This is a genomic window from Paenibacillus sp. An7, from assembly GCF_009870785.1.
GTDB lineage: Bacteria > Bacillota > Bacilli > Paenibacillales > Paenibacillaceae > Paenibacillus.
The window spans coordinates 81,104-94,478 of record NZ_WTWX01000013.1 but is presented as its reverse complement, the minus strand read 5'-3'; the positions used below and the strand labels follow the sequence as shown (position 1 = coordinate 94,478).

Here is a 13,375-nt window from a genome sequence, read left to right as displayed (position 1 = left end):
AGGTTCATCAACGCTGGGGGGGCGGGACAGGTAAAGCCAGAGCTCCCAGTAAGATAAGAACCATCCAGAACACCGAATAGCTAAAATCAAAATCAATCCCGCCATGCAGGATAAGAAGCAGTCCGGCAGGTAAGAGTTCCGGCGCATGCCGGCGCAGAAGTCCTCCTATATAGACAAAAAGACTCGCCATTAGCAGCAGGCCTATTAAACCGGTATCGAGCCACATATCGAGATAGGCGCTATGTATTTCATTTCCCGCATACGGGGCTGATTGCACTGTCTGCACAGCATGTTTCCAGGCCTCCCCGCCATGGCCCAGCCAAGGGGAGTTAAGAGCAAATCTGACTGCATCTTGCCACATCACCTCCCGGGAGACCCATGTCTCTCCGGAGGTTATTCTTGCGGATGCAGTGCGGATCACGAGCCAGGCACAGCTGGCAAGGCTTGCTGCACTTACTGCGGCAGCGGCCACCCTCCGGCCGCGCGCAAGCAGTGTATGAAGCAGCAGCGCACCTGTGAGCGCTGCGATCTCCCCCCCGGCCAGCCACAGCAGGCCGGGAATGGTTGCCGGCGCCAGGCTCGCGCCGGCAAGTGCTCGGTGCGTGACTGCCGCCGCAAGGAGCGGCGCAGCACCCGCACCGAGCAGCAGCAAACGCTGTCCGCGCTGCTGCTGTAGGAGCATAGCGGCGGCGCATATGCATGCCGCCAGCCAAGCACCGCGCGACTCGCTGAGAAGAAGCGCGGTTGCAGCTGGATATAGAGCAAGAGAGGAGACGATCACTTGCTCCCTTGCCCCTTTTCCACTGCTTCTAAAGCCAAGTGTCGCTGCCGCAAGGCGCTCCAGTAAAAACATCCCAACAAGCGCTGCATAGGCATTTGGATATTCAAGTACCCCGGATAATCTTGCTCCCGCAAAGCTAATTAACGGATCATCCGTGCGCAAAATGGTATAAGGTAATACAAACAAGCCGCATACAGCAGATAAACCGCTGATTACAAGAAACCAGCCTGCTATCTGAATACTTGCAACAAGCCATCTTTTTCCGAACGGTTTTGTGCCAAGTAGAAAACAGACTGCCGCATAAATACAAATAAATCCAAACCGGATCATATTATGAAAAGTTCCTTCGAAACTAATCGGATTTCCCCATACGAACTGGACTGCATATATAACAGATAGAAGCAGAGGAATCACATATAAAAAAGCTCCTTGGACGTACAGATGATCATACCAAAATCTACTTTTCTTTCTTAAATAAAGCCAAACATATAAGTACATAACAAACAGAGCACAAAGCAACGCTCCTCCAAGTTTATATACATCCTCTATATAAAAAAGGCCGCGGTCCATGATCCCCATTACGAGTACAAAGCCAGTAATAATACCTAAAATTGAATATAACCATCGTTCTTTTTTTGCAGATTGTCCTCTTCTCTTTTGATGTATCATGATTTGAACAATCCCTCTTTCCCTTCCTATCTACCTATCTACTATTCCCTAAAAAAAAGAGATCAACCCTATATTAGGATTGACCTCTTATCTAACAATTTTGTTCTATTTATTCTACACCTCTACGATTTAGGAAGCAGATCACGACAAGCCCGTTCCAGGTAAGGATCGACATGTAAAAAGTCCCGGTAAGCCTCGTATTCTTTCCACAAGGCATCCGGGTCACCTGCTTGTCCTCGCACCGCTCGGATCAGAATGTTTTTAGGTGTATGCTCCATATCAATAAACTCCAGCAGTTGAGTTCGATATCCCATCATATCAAGTAATTTCGCTCGAATGGAATCTGTAGCTAGCGCAGCAAAACGCTCTTTCAGAATGCCGTGAGACAATAATGGATTCATAACTGAAGCTTCCATCTGCGCAAACAATTCATGCTGACAGCAAGGTACCGACAAAATAACCGAAGCTCCCCAGCGAACTGCTTTATCCAGTGCGGCATCGGTTGCCGTATCACAGGCATGAAGCGTGACTACCATATCTACTTGTTCGAGCTCGTTATATTCCGCAATATCCCCTACCAAAAACTTCAGATTCTGATATCCCAGATTTTTGGCGATCTGACTGCAATGTTCAATGACATCGGCCTTCAAATCAAGACCAACAACTTGAATTTTCCGTCTTTGCTTCACCGCCAAGTAATGATAAAGGGCAAACGTCAGATACGACTTACCACACCCAAAGTCCACGATTGTGATCGGTCTCTCCTCCGGCAGACTAGGCAGGATATCTTCAACCATTTCTAAAAAGCGATTGATCTGCTTGAATTTATCATATCTGCGAGCATGTACTTTTCCTTCTTCACTCATGATACCGAGTTCAATGAGAAAAGGAATGGGTTTGCCATCTTCAAGTACATATCTTTTTTTACGATTATGTGAAAGGTCAATCTCCTTTTTGGACGGAGAACGCGTTAGAATGGAGACCTTGTATTTTTTACTAATCAAAATCTGATAGTCCGCTTCTGGTGTACATAGCATACCTTGTCTAAATGTTTCCTCAAACATAACAGTCACAGCCTTAGCTGCCTGCTCTGGTTCTAAATTTTCATGAATTACCTTATTGTTCTGATGATATGCAAACTGATAGTGCAATTTATTCTTTAATAATACAGGTTTAATCTGTACTTTTGAATAAAGCTGTCCTTCTCGTTTACGTAATTGGCTGAGTGTAGCATTGATCAGTGCCTGCTCTTCAAATATATCTGTAATTAATTTTCGTAAAGAATCCAAAATGGTACATCTCACTTTCTATATAACTTTATCTTAGTAACGATAACATATTAAACCATTATGTTCAGTAAGTTTATTTTTATCACGGAATGACCGAATCATACTACTTTCTTTGCATATGATGAAGTCCTTCTTCTACCTCTTGACGAGGCAGTCCACCTTGTTTAAGCTTCCCATCTTCCAGTTTTAAAAGACGCTGATAGAATACGCGAGCTTCTTCTCTGTATTGTTCTTCAGGGTCACGGTCCACCAAACGATACCAACTATTCTCAGCTTCCGCATATTGGCCTATTTCTTCTCGGTATAATGCCGATAATCTCTCCGTTTTGTCTGGAAGTTCATATCCTTTCACTTTCACATATAGCTGCTGAATCCGTGCCGGTGCTTGCAAAATATCGGGATTTGCTCCATTCAGCATACAGTACAGATATAAATGCAAAGCTTTCATATACCGGATTAAGCCTTCATCTGTGTGTCCTTGATCCTGATAGATCTCGCCTTCTTCTTCTAGAATACGGGCAACCTGCTGAACTTGATCTACTTCAATTCCGCTACCTTGACGGAAGAGATCAATGATATCCTCGGTAGATAATGAATTCAGGAGCTGAGAATTTAAACGAAACTGGCGTTTCAGCCACTCATCCAGTTCCCATAAAGCTTCTATATGTTTTTTCTTCTGTTTGAGTTCAAACACTTTACCGATCATGCTGGTCATTTCCTCCACCATACGAAGGAGATAATCTCTTCTGAACATATGGATCTTCACTCCTTAGGCAGCTTATCCGTACTGTATGTATTGATTTTACCTACATTTATACGAAAAAGCCAAACCACAAAAAAAGCGAACAGGTTCTATCCTTCACCTGTCCGCTTCCCTTATCTATATTATTATTTTACATTCTTATTTAAAAATTCTAAGATAACTCGTGTCAGCTCATCAGGGGCCTCTACCATACTCATATGTCCAGCACCACGAATTAAAGCCTGTGTAACTCCTTCACCATCTGTAGTAAAGGTTCTATCCGGCGGCACGACTCCATCGGATTCTCCAGCGATAAGCAAAACGGGGACATTGGATTCCTCCAGAACATGACGCCGATCAGGACGTTCTCTCATAGCGATTGCTGTGCTTGATGCTCCCAGCGGAGAAGTACGATATCCAATCTCCTGAATTTTGTCGATTACGCTAGACATTTGTTCGCGATTTTCCTCTGCAAACAAACCCGGTACAAGAGAATCCACAAAACTCTGAATTCCTTTTGTTTGAATGGTAGAAACGGCTGCTAATCTTTTCTCTTTTGCTTCTTCGCTGTCTGGATAAGCAGTGGAATGGACAAGTCCAAATGCCTTTACCCGTTCAGGGTAACGTTCCGCTATAGAAAGAGTGATGTATCCGCCAAGTGAATGACCAAATACACTTACCTTAGCTAGTTCAAGTGCATTTAGCACTCCTATTACGTCGTCTGCCATCTGATCTATGCTGTAACTGCTATTTGGAGCATCTGACTGACCATGTCCTCTTAGATCAGGAACAATGCAGCGATAATTCGCTGTGAGCCCAGGCAATATTTCATCAAAATAAGCCGAGCTGCCGCAAAAACCATGTAATAATAAGACGGCCTCTCCGGCTCCTTGATCCTTATAAGCAATGTTCTGGTTTTCAAGTTCCATTTTCTTCATCAGTTACGCCTTCTTTCTGTTAGCCGTATATAGCCGAATCAAAACTAAAACACCTGGATTAGACTTATCTATTCTATTACTCTTTTCAAGACCTGTTGAAACACTTACCTTATCTGTAATTATTTCCTAGCCCTTAGTAGCTAATTCATTAAAACTTGACTCATTCTCGTGTAGTCCACACCTGCTTTAGCAGCGTCTGCAATCTGTATTGCCATATTCATTACCTGGTAGAGTGAGGTCATCTGCAAGATGGAATACGGTCTGGGGCCATTTCTATTTACAATACCGGCAATACTATAATTCCCAACAGGAGGCAGTTGTCCTTTTACAGACTGACCCGGGAACAAGGCAGTTGCTTTACTTATAAATCTGCCTATATTAGCTGCGTCTCCAAGACATGCATCTATAGCAATAACGATCTGATCAGAAGGAATCTCTGCAAGATACGACTCTAGATTGACTGCATCACAAGGACTTGAGAGCGTTCCTATCACTCTAGTAAAACCATGATCACACAGATAGGTTCCGGTCAGCGGGCCAAGTGCATCGCCAGTAGAGCGATCTGTTCCAATACATACGAAAGTAATCTCTTCTTCCTTGTGTTTGGTATATATTTGTTTAAAAAAAGAGACAAGCTGATCCGCTGTCACCGCATTCCCCACTGACATTCCGCTTCGAGAAGTAAGGGGAGTGAATTTAGACAATTCCCGTCATCTCCTTTTCGTGTCTTCTTTTTCTTTCTATCCTGCTCCTTACATGATACAATACGAACAAACTTTACTGTACCGAAAGGAATGGACGGAATATGGATTTATCTCAAAAAAGCCCGGAAAATATCGAATACATGATTGAGGCTATTAAAGAAAAATTAAAAATGGCGAGCGCTTCTGCCCTGCAATCTTCTGCTTTCTCCGTGGAACAATATGATGATATCTATGACCTATATGATGTTGTCAATTCAAAAACAAATCTTAGTATATCTGAAGTGGAAGCGCTAGTGTCTGAGCTTGGTCGGCTGCGCCGCGTGTAACACATGCACAATAAAATATAAAAACAGCTCTGTGCTTACAATGGCATATAGATCATTTTCTTAATTAGGAAAAAGTCTATAGGATCCACGTTAAGTTTACAGAGCTGTTTTTTTATAATGAAGAAAGAAGAAACGTTCTATATTCTATGCATGGGATTCCAGTATGAAAGCAGATTCTGCTTTGCCTACCACATTATGTGCATCATTCCGAATTTCTCTGGGGAACTGCTCCGTAAGGCGCTGGATCGTCTCTGCATTGTCATAACCGATCTGTGTAAGAATAGATTTCACAATGATTCCCCACTCTTCGTCTGAACCATCCAGTACTTTAAAACTAATACCTAGTCGTTCCTTCCGTAAAGCCAAACAAAATACACCCTGAAAACCGCCTTTGGCTACAATATTATCATCATAGAGCAGGACAGAGTCAACCCGGCCTGTTCCACCGACCATATCGGGGGCTCTATTCATAGCTGCAGTAATAACCTCTGCCGCTTTGCGGGTTTCTTCATCTTCTATGAGGTCAGGGCAAGCCAGTTTGAGAAATGCCGTTGCCATTGTTGAAATAGGCAATGCGAATACGGGAAATCCACAGCCGTCCACTCCAGCAGCCATATCACTTGGATCAATTTCACCTAGTTGAGATATAACTTGTTTAATTTCTTGTTGAACCGGGTGATCCGAATCGGCATAGGAAGCAAGATCATATCCTTTTAACTTACTGTACGCAAGGACTCCCATATGTTTACCCGAACAATTGTGAAGGAGTCTTCTCTTATCTCCTTGTTGCCGAATATAATCCGTACGGCTCTCCTCATGCAATGGAAAACTTGGGGCACATACGAGTCCACCTTCATCCAGGTTTATCTTTTCTTTCATCTGCTCTAATGTATTCCTATGAAAAGGTTCTGATCGATGGGAAGATACCATAAGTGCGATTTCTTCTTGGCTAAAATCGTATGCATTTACAACTCCTGCCCGAATTCCGGGTATGGCCTGAAGCGGTTTTGCAGCAGAACGGGTAAATGTCCTGAAATGAGGATCGCCTGCCGAATAAACAACCTGCTTCTTATCATTCACGATACATATATGTCCTCGGTGTGCACTTTCGAGTACGCCCGAACGAAATTCTTTTATTAACATTGTGTCCGTCATGCTTGTTCTCTCCTTCTAAATAAAGGGACCTATTCTACATGTGACAAGATCCCTACGTTCACCATAATACAGTATAGTACAAAGATGATATTTTGACAGAGAAAATAGGTAAACTATTATGAAAGGTTCATATTTAGGTTGAAATTTTCCACTATAAAGGAGCTCATTAAAACATGCAAAAAATCAAAGACCATTCGTTATTATGGACAATTATTGGCCTTGTTGCAAGTTTCAGTATTATTTTCCTAATCGCTTTTCTACTGTACATCCTGGGGACGGACCGCATACAAGAATTTGATATTCATATTCAAAAGCTGCTGTTTCCTAATGAAAACAGCTCGTATTACACTCTTCTCCCTCTTATGCGGGCTGTCACTTCCTTTGGCTCCTTTCATTATTCTTTATTGGTGGCACTTGCCTTCGCTTGTTATTACATAATCTACCGAAGTCGTTATTTGGAGGGCAACATCGTACTGCTAAGTTTTCTCGGGATGTGGGGAATGAATACCCTTAGTAAATACATTGTGCGCCGAGAGCGCCCGGACCTTGACTTTCTTATCAGTGTCAGCGGATATAGTTTTCCAAGCGGACATGCCATGGTTGCTGCTGGATTCTACGGTCCCCTGCTATTAATCGCAATCTATTCGAAGAAACAGAAAAAAGGAGATCCCGCTTTACTTGCCATGATCGGTATTTCTGCTATTCTCTTGCTTGGATTTAGTCGTATTTATCTTGGTGTCCATTACCCTTCCGATGTGTTAACTGGATTCATTTCGGGGAGCGTATGGGTGGTTTGTATAAACCAGATCTTTCGAACGGAATTTGCATCCTCTCCCTCTGCGAAACACTAGATGTTACCATCCTTGTTTCAATACTGGCAAGGGACGTTTATATATCGAATAGCAAGGCAAATGAGCAAGCAAAGGAGGCGATTGTTATGTGGGCCATCATCTTAAGTATCGTAATGGCGATTCTCATTGGACTTATTGGCGATGCTCTCGTTGGCCATCACATGCCAGGCGGTATTTTAGGATCGATGATTGCGGGTTTAGTCGGTGCTTGGATCGGTTCGATGCTATTCGGTGACTTTGGTCCCGTCATCGCTGATTTTGCCGTCGTCCCAGCCATTATCGGAACAGCTATCTTTGTTTTTCTTCTCGGACTTATTGGAAAGTTGTTTAGAAAAGCAGCTTAAAGGGGTAAGAAAAGAACAAGAAGTAATGAACTTATAAAATTTAATAATTAGAGGAGCGATTATGATGAATCAAAATGACATGGACTACAATAGATCAATTTCGGACTACAGGAACCAAGATACGGGAAATAGCAGCAGCTTTTCAAAAGGCTTATTTATCGGAGGACTCATTGGTGCTGCAGCGGCACTGCTTTTCGCACCGAAACCGGGCCGTGAACTTCGTGGTGATTTATCTTATCGAATGGGCGAAGTGTCCGATAAAACGAAAGAAGTGGCTTGTGTAGTTGGCGATAAAGCTTCTGAAATTGCAAAAACGGTTTCTTCTAAAACTACAGATTTGGCTAAAACCGTTAGTGATAATACCTCTACTGTTCTTTCCAGTGTGAAACAAGCAACTGCTGACGTAACGGATGAAGCTAGAAAAGCTTCTCAGAATGTAGCAGAGGAAGCAAAAAAAGCTTCTGAGAATGTAAGCAGCGAAGCACAGAAATCTTCAAACAACATTGCTAATGAAGCGAAAAATGCAACCTCTCAGGTTGCTGCAACTTCTGAGAAAGCTGCGGGTGAAGCAAATCGTGAACTGAATCGCAGTTCTACCCCTTCATCCACAAACTATTAATCTCGATCATTCATCTGCGTAGCGTATAGCCAGCTGTATACAGCTGGCTATTTTTTCATCATTTTAACGATACGGATTAAAGGAGGAGAATCGATGAGCACGATGGACATAAACACAGATAAGAAAAAAGCGGAACAAAAGGCGATCGTAAATGATCATCCCTTTGAGCTAAGACATGAAGTAAAGAATCTCAATTCACGTCTTGATGGAATCTATAAAGCAATGGAAAGTGTGGAATTTAAAGATTTACTGGAAAATTACAGCAGTACGAAAAGGCGCCTTATGTCCAATTTCACTGCTGGGATCGCAAGGGGATTAGGGATGTCTCTGGGTACTGTGGTTGTTCTCGCTTTATTAGGTTGGCTACTCAGTCTAATTGTGGATATGAATCTGCCGGGTATCGGAAGATATATCGCTGAACTGCAAGGTTATATAAACCAGGCCAAATAATGATTTAATGATTACTTAATATAGAGAAGCCTTATTAATTATCTCCAAAGGATATTTATAAGGCTTTTTTACATATCATTCCGGCTTCTTCTTTTTTCGAACCTCTCCGGTTTTGATTCGAAGAATATCCCCTGTCCAGCCTTTAAAATACATCCATAAGAGCATGCTAACCATACTGAGCAAAGTAACCGTCATTGTCACGGCAAATCCCCATGGTGTCGTAATCCACGGTAAATTCTCAAAATTCATCCCCCAAATAGCACCTACCGCAGTAGCTGGAGTAAACACGGAGGTGACAATAGTCAGCGTCTTCATAATATCGTTTCCTCGAATGGAGGAGGAAGCATCATCGATGGAAATGAGTGTATCAATCTCTTTTTCATAGTGCTTAAACAGACGATCCATGCGTTTCATTCGGTAGTAAAGCTTATTATAAGACAATCTATCCTTCAAATTTAGCTCATAAAAAGCTTCATTTGCTGCATACATTAATTCCTGAAAAGAAATAAATTGATTACTCCAAAATAACAATTCAAACCGCGCGGTCAAAATTTTATCCATTAAGGTCCGGGCATTCTTTTCTTCCATACTTTTTTCCAATTTACGAAGATTAAGTTCAAATTCGTCCATACCAATATGAAAATAATGCAGCAGCGTACGCGCCATGACAAATAATCCAGATATCGCATCTTCTGCTTGAGATAATGCTATTAATCTTTCTTTAGAATAGAGCATCTTCCTAGTACCTTCATCTATATTTAAAGTAACAAGCGTCCCCGTTTCAACGTAGAAATAGAATTGGCTCTCTATGCCTTCTTCCCCAATATCTTTTTTAATGGTGTACAAAATAGAACCGAATAATACCTGTTTCCCCCCTGCTACCGTACGAGCTGATATGTAATTAGTTTCCAGATTGGGTAATTTACTAAGCCACTCTGTAGCTCCAGGCAAGATATTACTAAGTTCCTTTAGTTCCTCGCATCCAAGGTCGGTTACGTTATAATTTCTCCACTGAAAATGATCAAAGATCTTTAAATTATGACCCATTTTCTTTAAATCGTGCTCTTCCATAAAAGCTTCTCCCTCCCTTTTCCTTTTATAAAATCGCAATAAAAGAAGCATGCCGCATTCCAATGGAAATGCAGGCATGCTTTCAAACTTGATAAGTAAGTTAAAATGAAGATGATTGCGACATAATCTGTTTTAATTTTTCCGTAGCCCTCTTCTGAATACGAGAAACGCTCATTTGGGAAACTCCTAGTTTCTGAGCAATTGCCCTTTGCGACTGCCCATCTTGGAAAGCGAGCAGCAGCACTTTCTGCTCTTGTTCTTTCAGTTGATTCATCGCTTGCTGAAGATCCATACGTTTCTCTACCGAATCATAATCATTCACATCGGAACTAATCAATTCACCAAGCGTAGCTGTACTCTCATCTTGTGATAACGGCGAATCGAGTGAGACATAATGATAAGATTCACGGCCTGCAAGCACCTCTACTGTTTCTTCAACGGTGAGATCCAGATAACTCGCAATTTCTTTCACATCAGGCGAACGTTCAAGTTTCATCGTCAGTTCATCAATGGCGTGCTGTACCAGCGCACCTTTCTCTTTGATCCGACGTGGAACTTGTATGTACCAAGATTTATCACGAAGGTAATTTTTCATATGACCAATCATGCTTTTCATCGCATAAGGCTCGAAAGGAATCCCCAAGGTTATATCATATTGACTGAGTAACCTAACGAGCGCCATTTGACCAGTTTGATATAAATCTTCATAGAGATCTGGCCTATTTCTAGATATTTTCCCAGCAGCCATTTTGACCATAGGCTCGTATTTCTTAATCAGTATGGTAGCAATTTCGTTATCTTTGGTTTGTTGATATTCCCAAATTAACCCTACTGCTTCATCCATAGACTCTTGGGGAGTCGACCGTTCAGTCATACTGTTTCCTCGCTTTTAGTGAGGCGTTTGGTCAGTACAACCTCAGTTCCTTTACCAGATTCACTTGTTACATTTACATCATCCATAAGAGCCTGCATGAGATAAAAGCCTAGGCCACCAATCTGAACCTCGTTCAAATCTTTGTCATGCAGTGTAGCGACTCCTTCTCTTTGCTCAACACGTTCAAAGCTCTCCCCTTCATCTTTGACCGTAATAGCAAGTTCAGAATCGTCAAAATTAAAAATAACTTCTACAACTCCATTTTCCTCACCGTAGGCATAAAGCACGGAGTTATTACATGCTTCTGAGACTGCGACTTTCATGTCCTCGATCTCTTCATAGGAAAAACCCATCTTTGATGCAATACCGTACAAATTAAGCCTAACAATATCAACAAAGTCGGCTGTCGCCGGCAAATTCAGTTTTACACTTTGTGATTCTGCTTTCATTTTACCTTCGTTCCTTTCCTATTGGGTATTCTCATGTGAGACAAAAAATTTCGAGATACCGGTCATATCAAATAGTTTTTGAATATTAGCAGGCACTTCTTCTACTATAAAACTCGCATTCTTGCCATGTCTTACTTTTAAAATCGATAACAAGATACCGATTCCTGTACTATCAATGTATTTCAAGTCTTTCAGATTTACGATTAAGTTCTTTTCAGTGTCCCCCACGAGTGGTTCCATTGTATTGCGAAAATCAGGTGCAACCGAGAGATCAAGTTCTCCGCTCAGGTATACCTTATTAGCATTGTCAACCGTTTCCGTACTTACATTAAACTTTTCATTTTTGTTTGTATTCATTAGACATCTCTCTCCCGAAAAAAATGTTATCTATATTGAATTAACCTCAGGTATACGATATGAAACACTTTTTATCTTCCATCTTTTTCACTAAAGTATGGAGGTTGCTCTGGAAGTATTATATGTCTGACGAAACTCACTTATTTTTTGTTTCACATTTGACATTTTGACAGGTTTACTAATGTAACCGTTCATTCCTTCAAGAATACAACGATCTTGTATCCCATCCATTACATTAGCCGTCATTGCTATAATTACAGGTTGAGGCCTATTTCTAAGCTCAGATCTAATCTGTCGAGTGCATTCAAGTCCGTCCATAATCGGCATCTGCAAATCCATGAAAATAAGATCATATGAATTCGTTAGTACCATCTCCAGCGCCTGACTTCCATCCTCAGCAATATCGGAAGACAAACCAAGTTTTTTCAGCATACTGGTCATTAACTTCTGATTGATCGGATGATCATCCACAACAAGAACAGTCGCTTTCGAATTCTCCTCTTCCTCTGAGCCTTCTGAGAAATTAGGCATTTCCTTATCTTCCAACAGTTGATTATAAGGAAGCATATTCACCGTAAATACAAAGGTAGCACCTCGTTCTTCCTCCGTATCCACTCGAATCGTTCCTCCCATCATATCCACTAGATTCTTACAAATAGCAAGACCAAGACCCGTGCCACCGTATTTCCGTGTCATAGATGAATCAAGCTGTGAAAAAGGTTTAAACAAATGATCGGCTTTCTCCGACGCAATACCAATCCCTGTATCCTTTATTGTAAATTCGAGTACATAGCGGCACTGGTCAAACTCTTTAAGGGACGCCATTAAATATACTCCGCCATTGTCTGTAAACTTAATAGAATTGGCAATCAAGTTCGTAAGAATTTGTCGAAGTCGGGACATGTCTCCGTAGAGAACACTAGGGATAGCGTCATCAATGAAGTAAACAAGTTCCAAATTCTTCTTGGAGGCCTCCACTTGAAACAAACTGTAAATTTCTTTAATACAAGAAGACAACTCGAATGGTTGTTGTTCAAGTTCCATCTTCCCAGATTCCATTTTTGTGAAATCCAAAATATCATTAATAATGATAACCAAAGCATCAGCACTGTTCCGAATGATTTCGGTATATTCTTTTTGTTCCTCTTGTAACTCTGTTTCCATGAGCAAGTCAATCATTCCAATGACTCCATTCATCGGGGTTCTGATTTCATGACTCATCATCGCCAAGAACTCGGTCTTGGCTTGCACTGCAATTTCTGCTGCTTCTTTAGCCTGAACTAGCTCTTGGTTAATCCGTTCCAGTTCCATGGTTTTTTGCTGTAAGAGCATGGACTGAATTTTGAGACGTTTGTTAGATAAGTACATATCCACAAACCCCTCAATTTTGGATTTCAAGATTTGAGGAATAAAAGGTTTTACCATGTAATCAATCGCCCCTGCAGAATAACCAGCAAAAAGGTGCTCTGCCTCTTTGCTGTTCGCAGAGATAAAAATGATAGGGATATCTTTTGTTTTATCTCTAGCCTTGATTAATTTGGCTGTCTCTATTCCATCTAGACCAGGCATCTGCACATCCAGAACAATGACTGCAAAGTCATACTTCAGCAGGCATCTAAGCGCTTCTTCACCTGAAGTCGCTTTAACGAGAACATATTGCTCACTTTCGAGGACTGCCTCAAGAGCTAGCAGGTTCTCTGGACGGTCATCGACAAGTAAAATATGAATCGGTTCTTTCATCCCCATAGCCATGGTC

The 13,375-nt window shown here is 41.6% G+C and carries 16 protein-coding genes; 5 read left to right on the top strand and 11 right to left on the bottom strand.

Annotated features, from left to right (window positions below; all coding sequences use genetic code 11):
- Positions 1 to 7: 7 nt before the first annotated feature.
- The 5 genes from GQY27_RS15020 to yyaC form a co-directional block, all read right to left on the bottom strand.
- Entirely contained in the window at positions 8 to 1,450 is a 1,443-nt protein-coding gene (locus GQY27_RS15020) for an O-antigen ligase family protein (protein ID WP_160035823.1), read from the bottom strand.
- A 122-nt stretch (positions 1,451 to 1,572) separates the two neighbouring features.
- Positions 1,573 to 2,739 carry a class I SAM-dependent methyltransferase gene (locus GQY27_RS15015; protein WP_160035821.1) on the bottom strand — a complete coding sequence of 389 codons (1,167 nt, stop codon included), beginning with the start codon at positions 2,737 to 2,739 and terminating at the stop codon, positions 1,573 to 1,575.
- Positions 2,740 to 2,842: 103 nt separating this feature from the next.
- A complete protein-coding gene (locus GQY27_RS15010) occupies positions 2,843 to 3,493 on the bottom strand; it encodes a DUF6483 family protein (RefSeq protein WP_160035819.1) in 651 nt (216 codons plus the stop codon).
- Positions 3,494 to 3,627: 134 nt separating this feature from the next.
- Positions 3,628 to 4,419 (bottom strand): alpha/beta fold hydrolase, encoded by a 792-nt coding sequence (locus GQY27_RS15005; protein ID WP_160035817.1) that lies wholly within the window; start codon positions 4,417 to 4,419, stop codon positions 3,628 to 3,630.
- A 140-nt stretch (positions 4,420 to 4,559) separates the two neighbouring features.
- Positions 4,560 to 5,123, bottom strand: coding sequence for a spore protease YyaC (gene yyaC / locus GQY27_RS15000; RefSeq protein ID WP_236570613.1), 564 nt, complete (start codon positions 5,121 to 5,123; stop codon positions 4,560 to 4,562).
- A 101-nt stretch (positions 5,124 to 5,224) separates the two neighbouring features.
- On the opposite strand from yyaC, the gene GQY27_RS14995 reads away from it, so the two are divergent.
- Entirely contained in the window at positions 5,225 to 5,449 is a 225-nt protein-coding gene (locus GQY27_RS14995) for a DUF1128 family protein (protein WP_160035815.1), read from the top strand.
- Between the two features lie 144 nt (positions 5,450 to 5,593).
- Here the strand turns inward: GQY27_RS14995 and GQY27_RS14990 are convergent, their stop codons facing one another.
- Positions 5,594 to 6,604, bottom strand: a complete 1,011-nt coding sequence (locus tag GQY27_RS14990) for an asparaginase (protein WP_160035813.1) — start codon at positions 6,602 to 6,604, stop codon at positions 5,594 to 5,596.
- Positions 6,605 to 6,777: 173 nt separating this feature from the next.
- Here GQY27_RS14990 and GQY27_RS14985 point away from each other — a divergent pair, with 173 nt between their 5' ends.
- The 4 genes from GQY27_RS14985 to GQY27_RS14970 all read left to right on the top strand — a co-directional run bounded on the left by GQY27_RS14985 (position 6,778) and on the right by GQY27_RS14970 (position 8,868).
- The gene (locus GQY27_RS14985; protein WP_160035811.1) at positions 6,778 to 7,455 is read left to right on the top strand and encodes a phosphatase PAP2 family protein; all 678 of its coding nucleotides are present in this window, start codon (positions 6,778 to 6,780) and stop codon (positions 7,453 to 7,455) included.
- 86 nt (positions 7,456 to 7,541) lie between these two features.
- Positions 7,542 to 7,799 (top strand): GlsB/YeaQ/YmgE family stress response membrane protein, encoded by a 258-nt coding sequence (locus tag GQY27_RS14980; RefSeq protein ID WP_160035809.1) that lies wholly within the window; start codon positions 7,542 to 7,544, stop codon positions 7,797 to 7,799.
- A gap of 61 nt (positions 7,800 to 7,860) precedes the next feature.
- On the top strand, positions 7,861 to 8,418 hold the full coding sequence (locus tag GQY27_RS14975) for a YtxH domain-containing protein (protein WP_442950912.1): 558 nt from the start codon (positions 7,861 to 7,863) through the stop codon (positions 8,416 to 8,418).
- Positions 8,419 to 8,511: 93 nt separating this feature from the next.
- Complete coding sequence (locus GQY27_RS14970; RefSeq protein ID WP_236570612.1) at positions 8,512 to 8,868, top strand: DUF5665 domain-containing protein; 357 nt, start codon at positions 8,512 to 8,514, stop codon at positions 8,866 to 8,868.
- Positions 8,869 to 8,943: 75 nt separating this feature from the next.
- Here GQY27_RS14970 and GQY27_RS14965 read toward each other — a convergent pair whose 3' ends face one another.
- The 5 genes from GQY27_RS14965 to GQY27_RS14945 all read right to left on the bottom strand — a co-directional run bounded on the left by GQY27_RS14965 (position 8,944) and on the right by GQY27_RS14945 (position 13,365).
- Positions 8,944 to 9,939 (bottom strand): magnesium transporter CorA family protein, encoded by a 996-nt coding sequence (locus GQY27_RS14965; RefSeq protein WP_160035807.1) that lies wholly within the window; start codon positions 9,937 to 9,939, stop codon positions 8,944 to 8,946.
- A gap of 100 nt (positions 9,940 to 10,039) precedes the next feature.
- Positions 10,040 to 10,813, bottom strand: a complete 774-nt coding sequence (locus GQY27_RS14960; RefSeq protein ID WP_160035805.1) for a sigma-70 family RNA polymerase sigma factor — start codon at positions 10,811 to 10,813, stop codon at positions 10,040 to 10,042.
- Positions 10,810 to 11,262 (bottom strand): anti-sigma B factor RsbW, encoded by a 453-nt coding sequence (gene rsbW / locus GQY27_RS14955; RefSeq protein WP_160035803.1) that lies wholly within the window; start codon positions 11,260 to 11,262, stop codon positions 10,810 to 10,812. The genes GQY27_RS14960 and rsbW overlap by 4 nt, the downstream gene beginning before the upstream one ends.
- A gap of 18 nt (positions 11,263 to 11,280) precedes the next feature.
- Positions 11,281 to 11,619, bottom strand: coding sequence for an STAS domain-containing protein (locus tag GQY27_RS14950; RefSeq protein ID WP_160035801.1), 339 nt, complete (start codon positions 11,617 to 11,619; stop codon positions 11,281 to 11,283).
- Positions 11,620 to 11,709: 90 nt separating this feature from the next.
- Positions 11,710 to 13,365 (bottom strand): hybrid sensor histidine kinase/response regulator, encoded by a 1,656-nt coding sequence (locus GQY27_RS14945; RefSeq protein WP_160035799.1) that lies wholly within the window; start codon positions 13,363 to 13,365, stop codon positions 11,710 to 11,712.
- Positions 13,366 to 13,375 lie beyond the last annotated feature (10 nt).

Excerpts from the sequence above, each read along its gene's own strand:
- GQY27_RS14995 (WP_160035815.1), top strand. The coding sequence starts at position 5,225 with ATGGATTTATCTCAAAAAAGCCCGGAAAATATCGAATACATGATTGAG.
- GQY27_RS14985 (WP_160035811.1), top strand. The coding sequence starts at position 6,778 with ATGCAAAAAATCAAAGACCATTCGTTATTATGGACAATTATTGGCCTT.
- GQY27_RS15005 (WP_160035817.1), bottom strand. The coding sequence starts at position 4,419 with ATGAAGAAAATGGAACTTGAAAACCAGAACATTGCTTATAAGGATCAA.
- GQY27_RS14980 (WP_160035809.1), top strand. The coding sequence starts at position 7,542 with ATGTGGGCCATCATCTTAAGTATCGTAATGGCGATTCTCATTGGACTT.
- GQY27_RS14950 (WP_160035801.1), bottom strand. The coding sequence starts at position 11,619 with ATGAATACAAACAAAAATGAAAAGTTTAATGTAAGTACGGAAACGGTT.
- GQY27_RS14965 (WP_160035807.1), bottom strand. The coding sequence starts at position 9,939 with ATGGAAGAGCACGATTTAAAGAAAATGGGTCATAATTTAAAGATCTTT.
- GQY27_RS14970 (WP_236570612.1), top strand. The coding sequence starts at position 8,512 with ATGAGCACGATGGACATAAACACAGATAAGAAAAAAGCGGAACAAAAG.
- GQY27_RS14960 (WP_160035805.1), bottom strand. The coding sequence starts at position 10,813 with ATGACTGAACGGTCGACTCCCCAAGAGTCTATGGATGAAGCAGTAGGG.
- GQY27_RS15020 (WP_160035823.1), bottom strand. The coding sequence starts at position 1,450 with ATGATACATCAAAAGAGAAGAGGACAATCTGCAAAAAAAGAACGATGG.
- GQY27_RS14975 (WP_442950912.1), top strand. The coding sequence starts at position 7,861 with ATGATGAATCAAAATGACATGGACTACAATAGATCAATTTCGGACTAC.
- GQY27_RS15010 (WP_160035819.1), bottom strand. The coding sequence starts at position 3,493 with ATGTTCAGAAGAGATTATCTCCTTCGTATGGTGGAGGAAATGACCAGC.
- GQY27_RS14945 (WP_160035799.1), bottom strand. The coding sequence starts at position 13,365 with ATGGGGATGAAAGAACCGATTCATATTTTACTTGTCGATGACCGTCCA.
- rsbW (WP_160035803.1), bottom strand. The coding sequence starts at position 11,262 with ATGAAAGCAGAATCACAAAGTGTAAAACTGAATTTGCCGGCGACAGCC.
- GQY27_RS14990 (WP_160035813.1), bottom strand. The coding sequence starts at position 6,604 with ATGACGGACACAATGTTAATAAAAGAATTTCGTTCGGGCGTACTCGAA.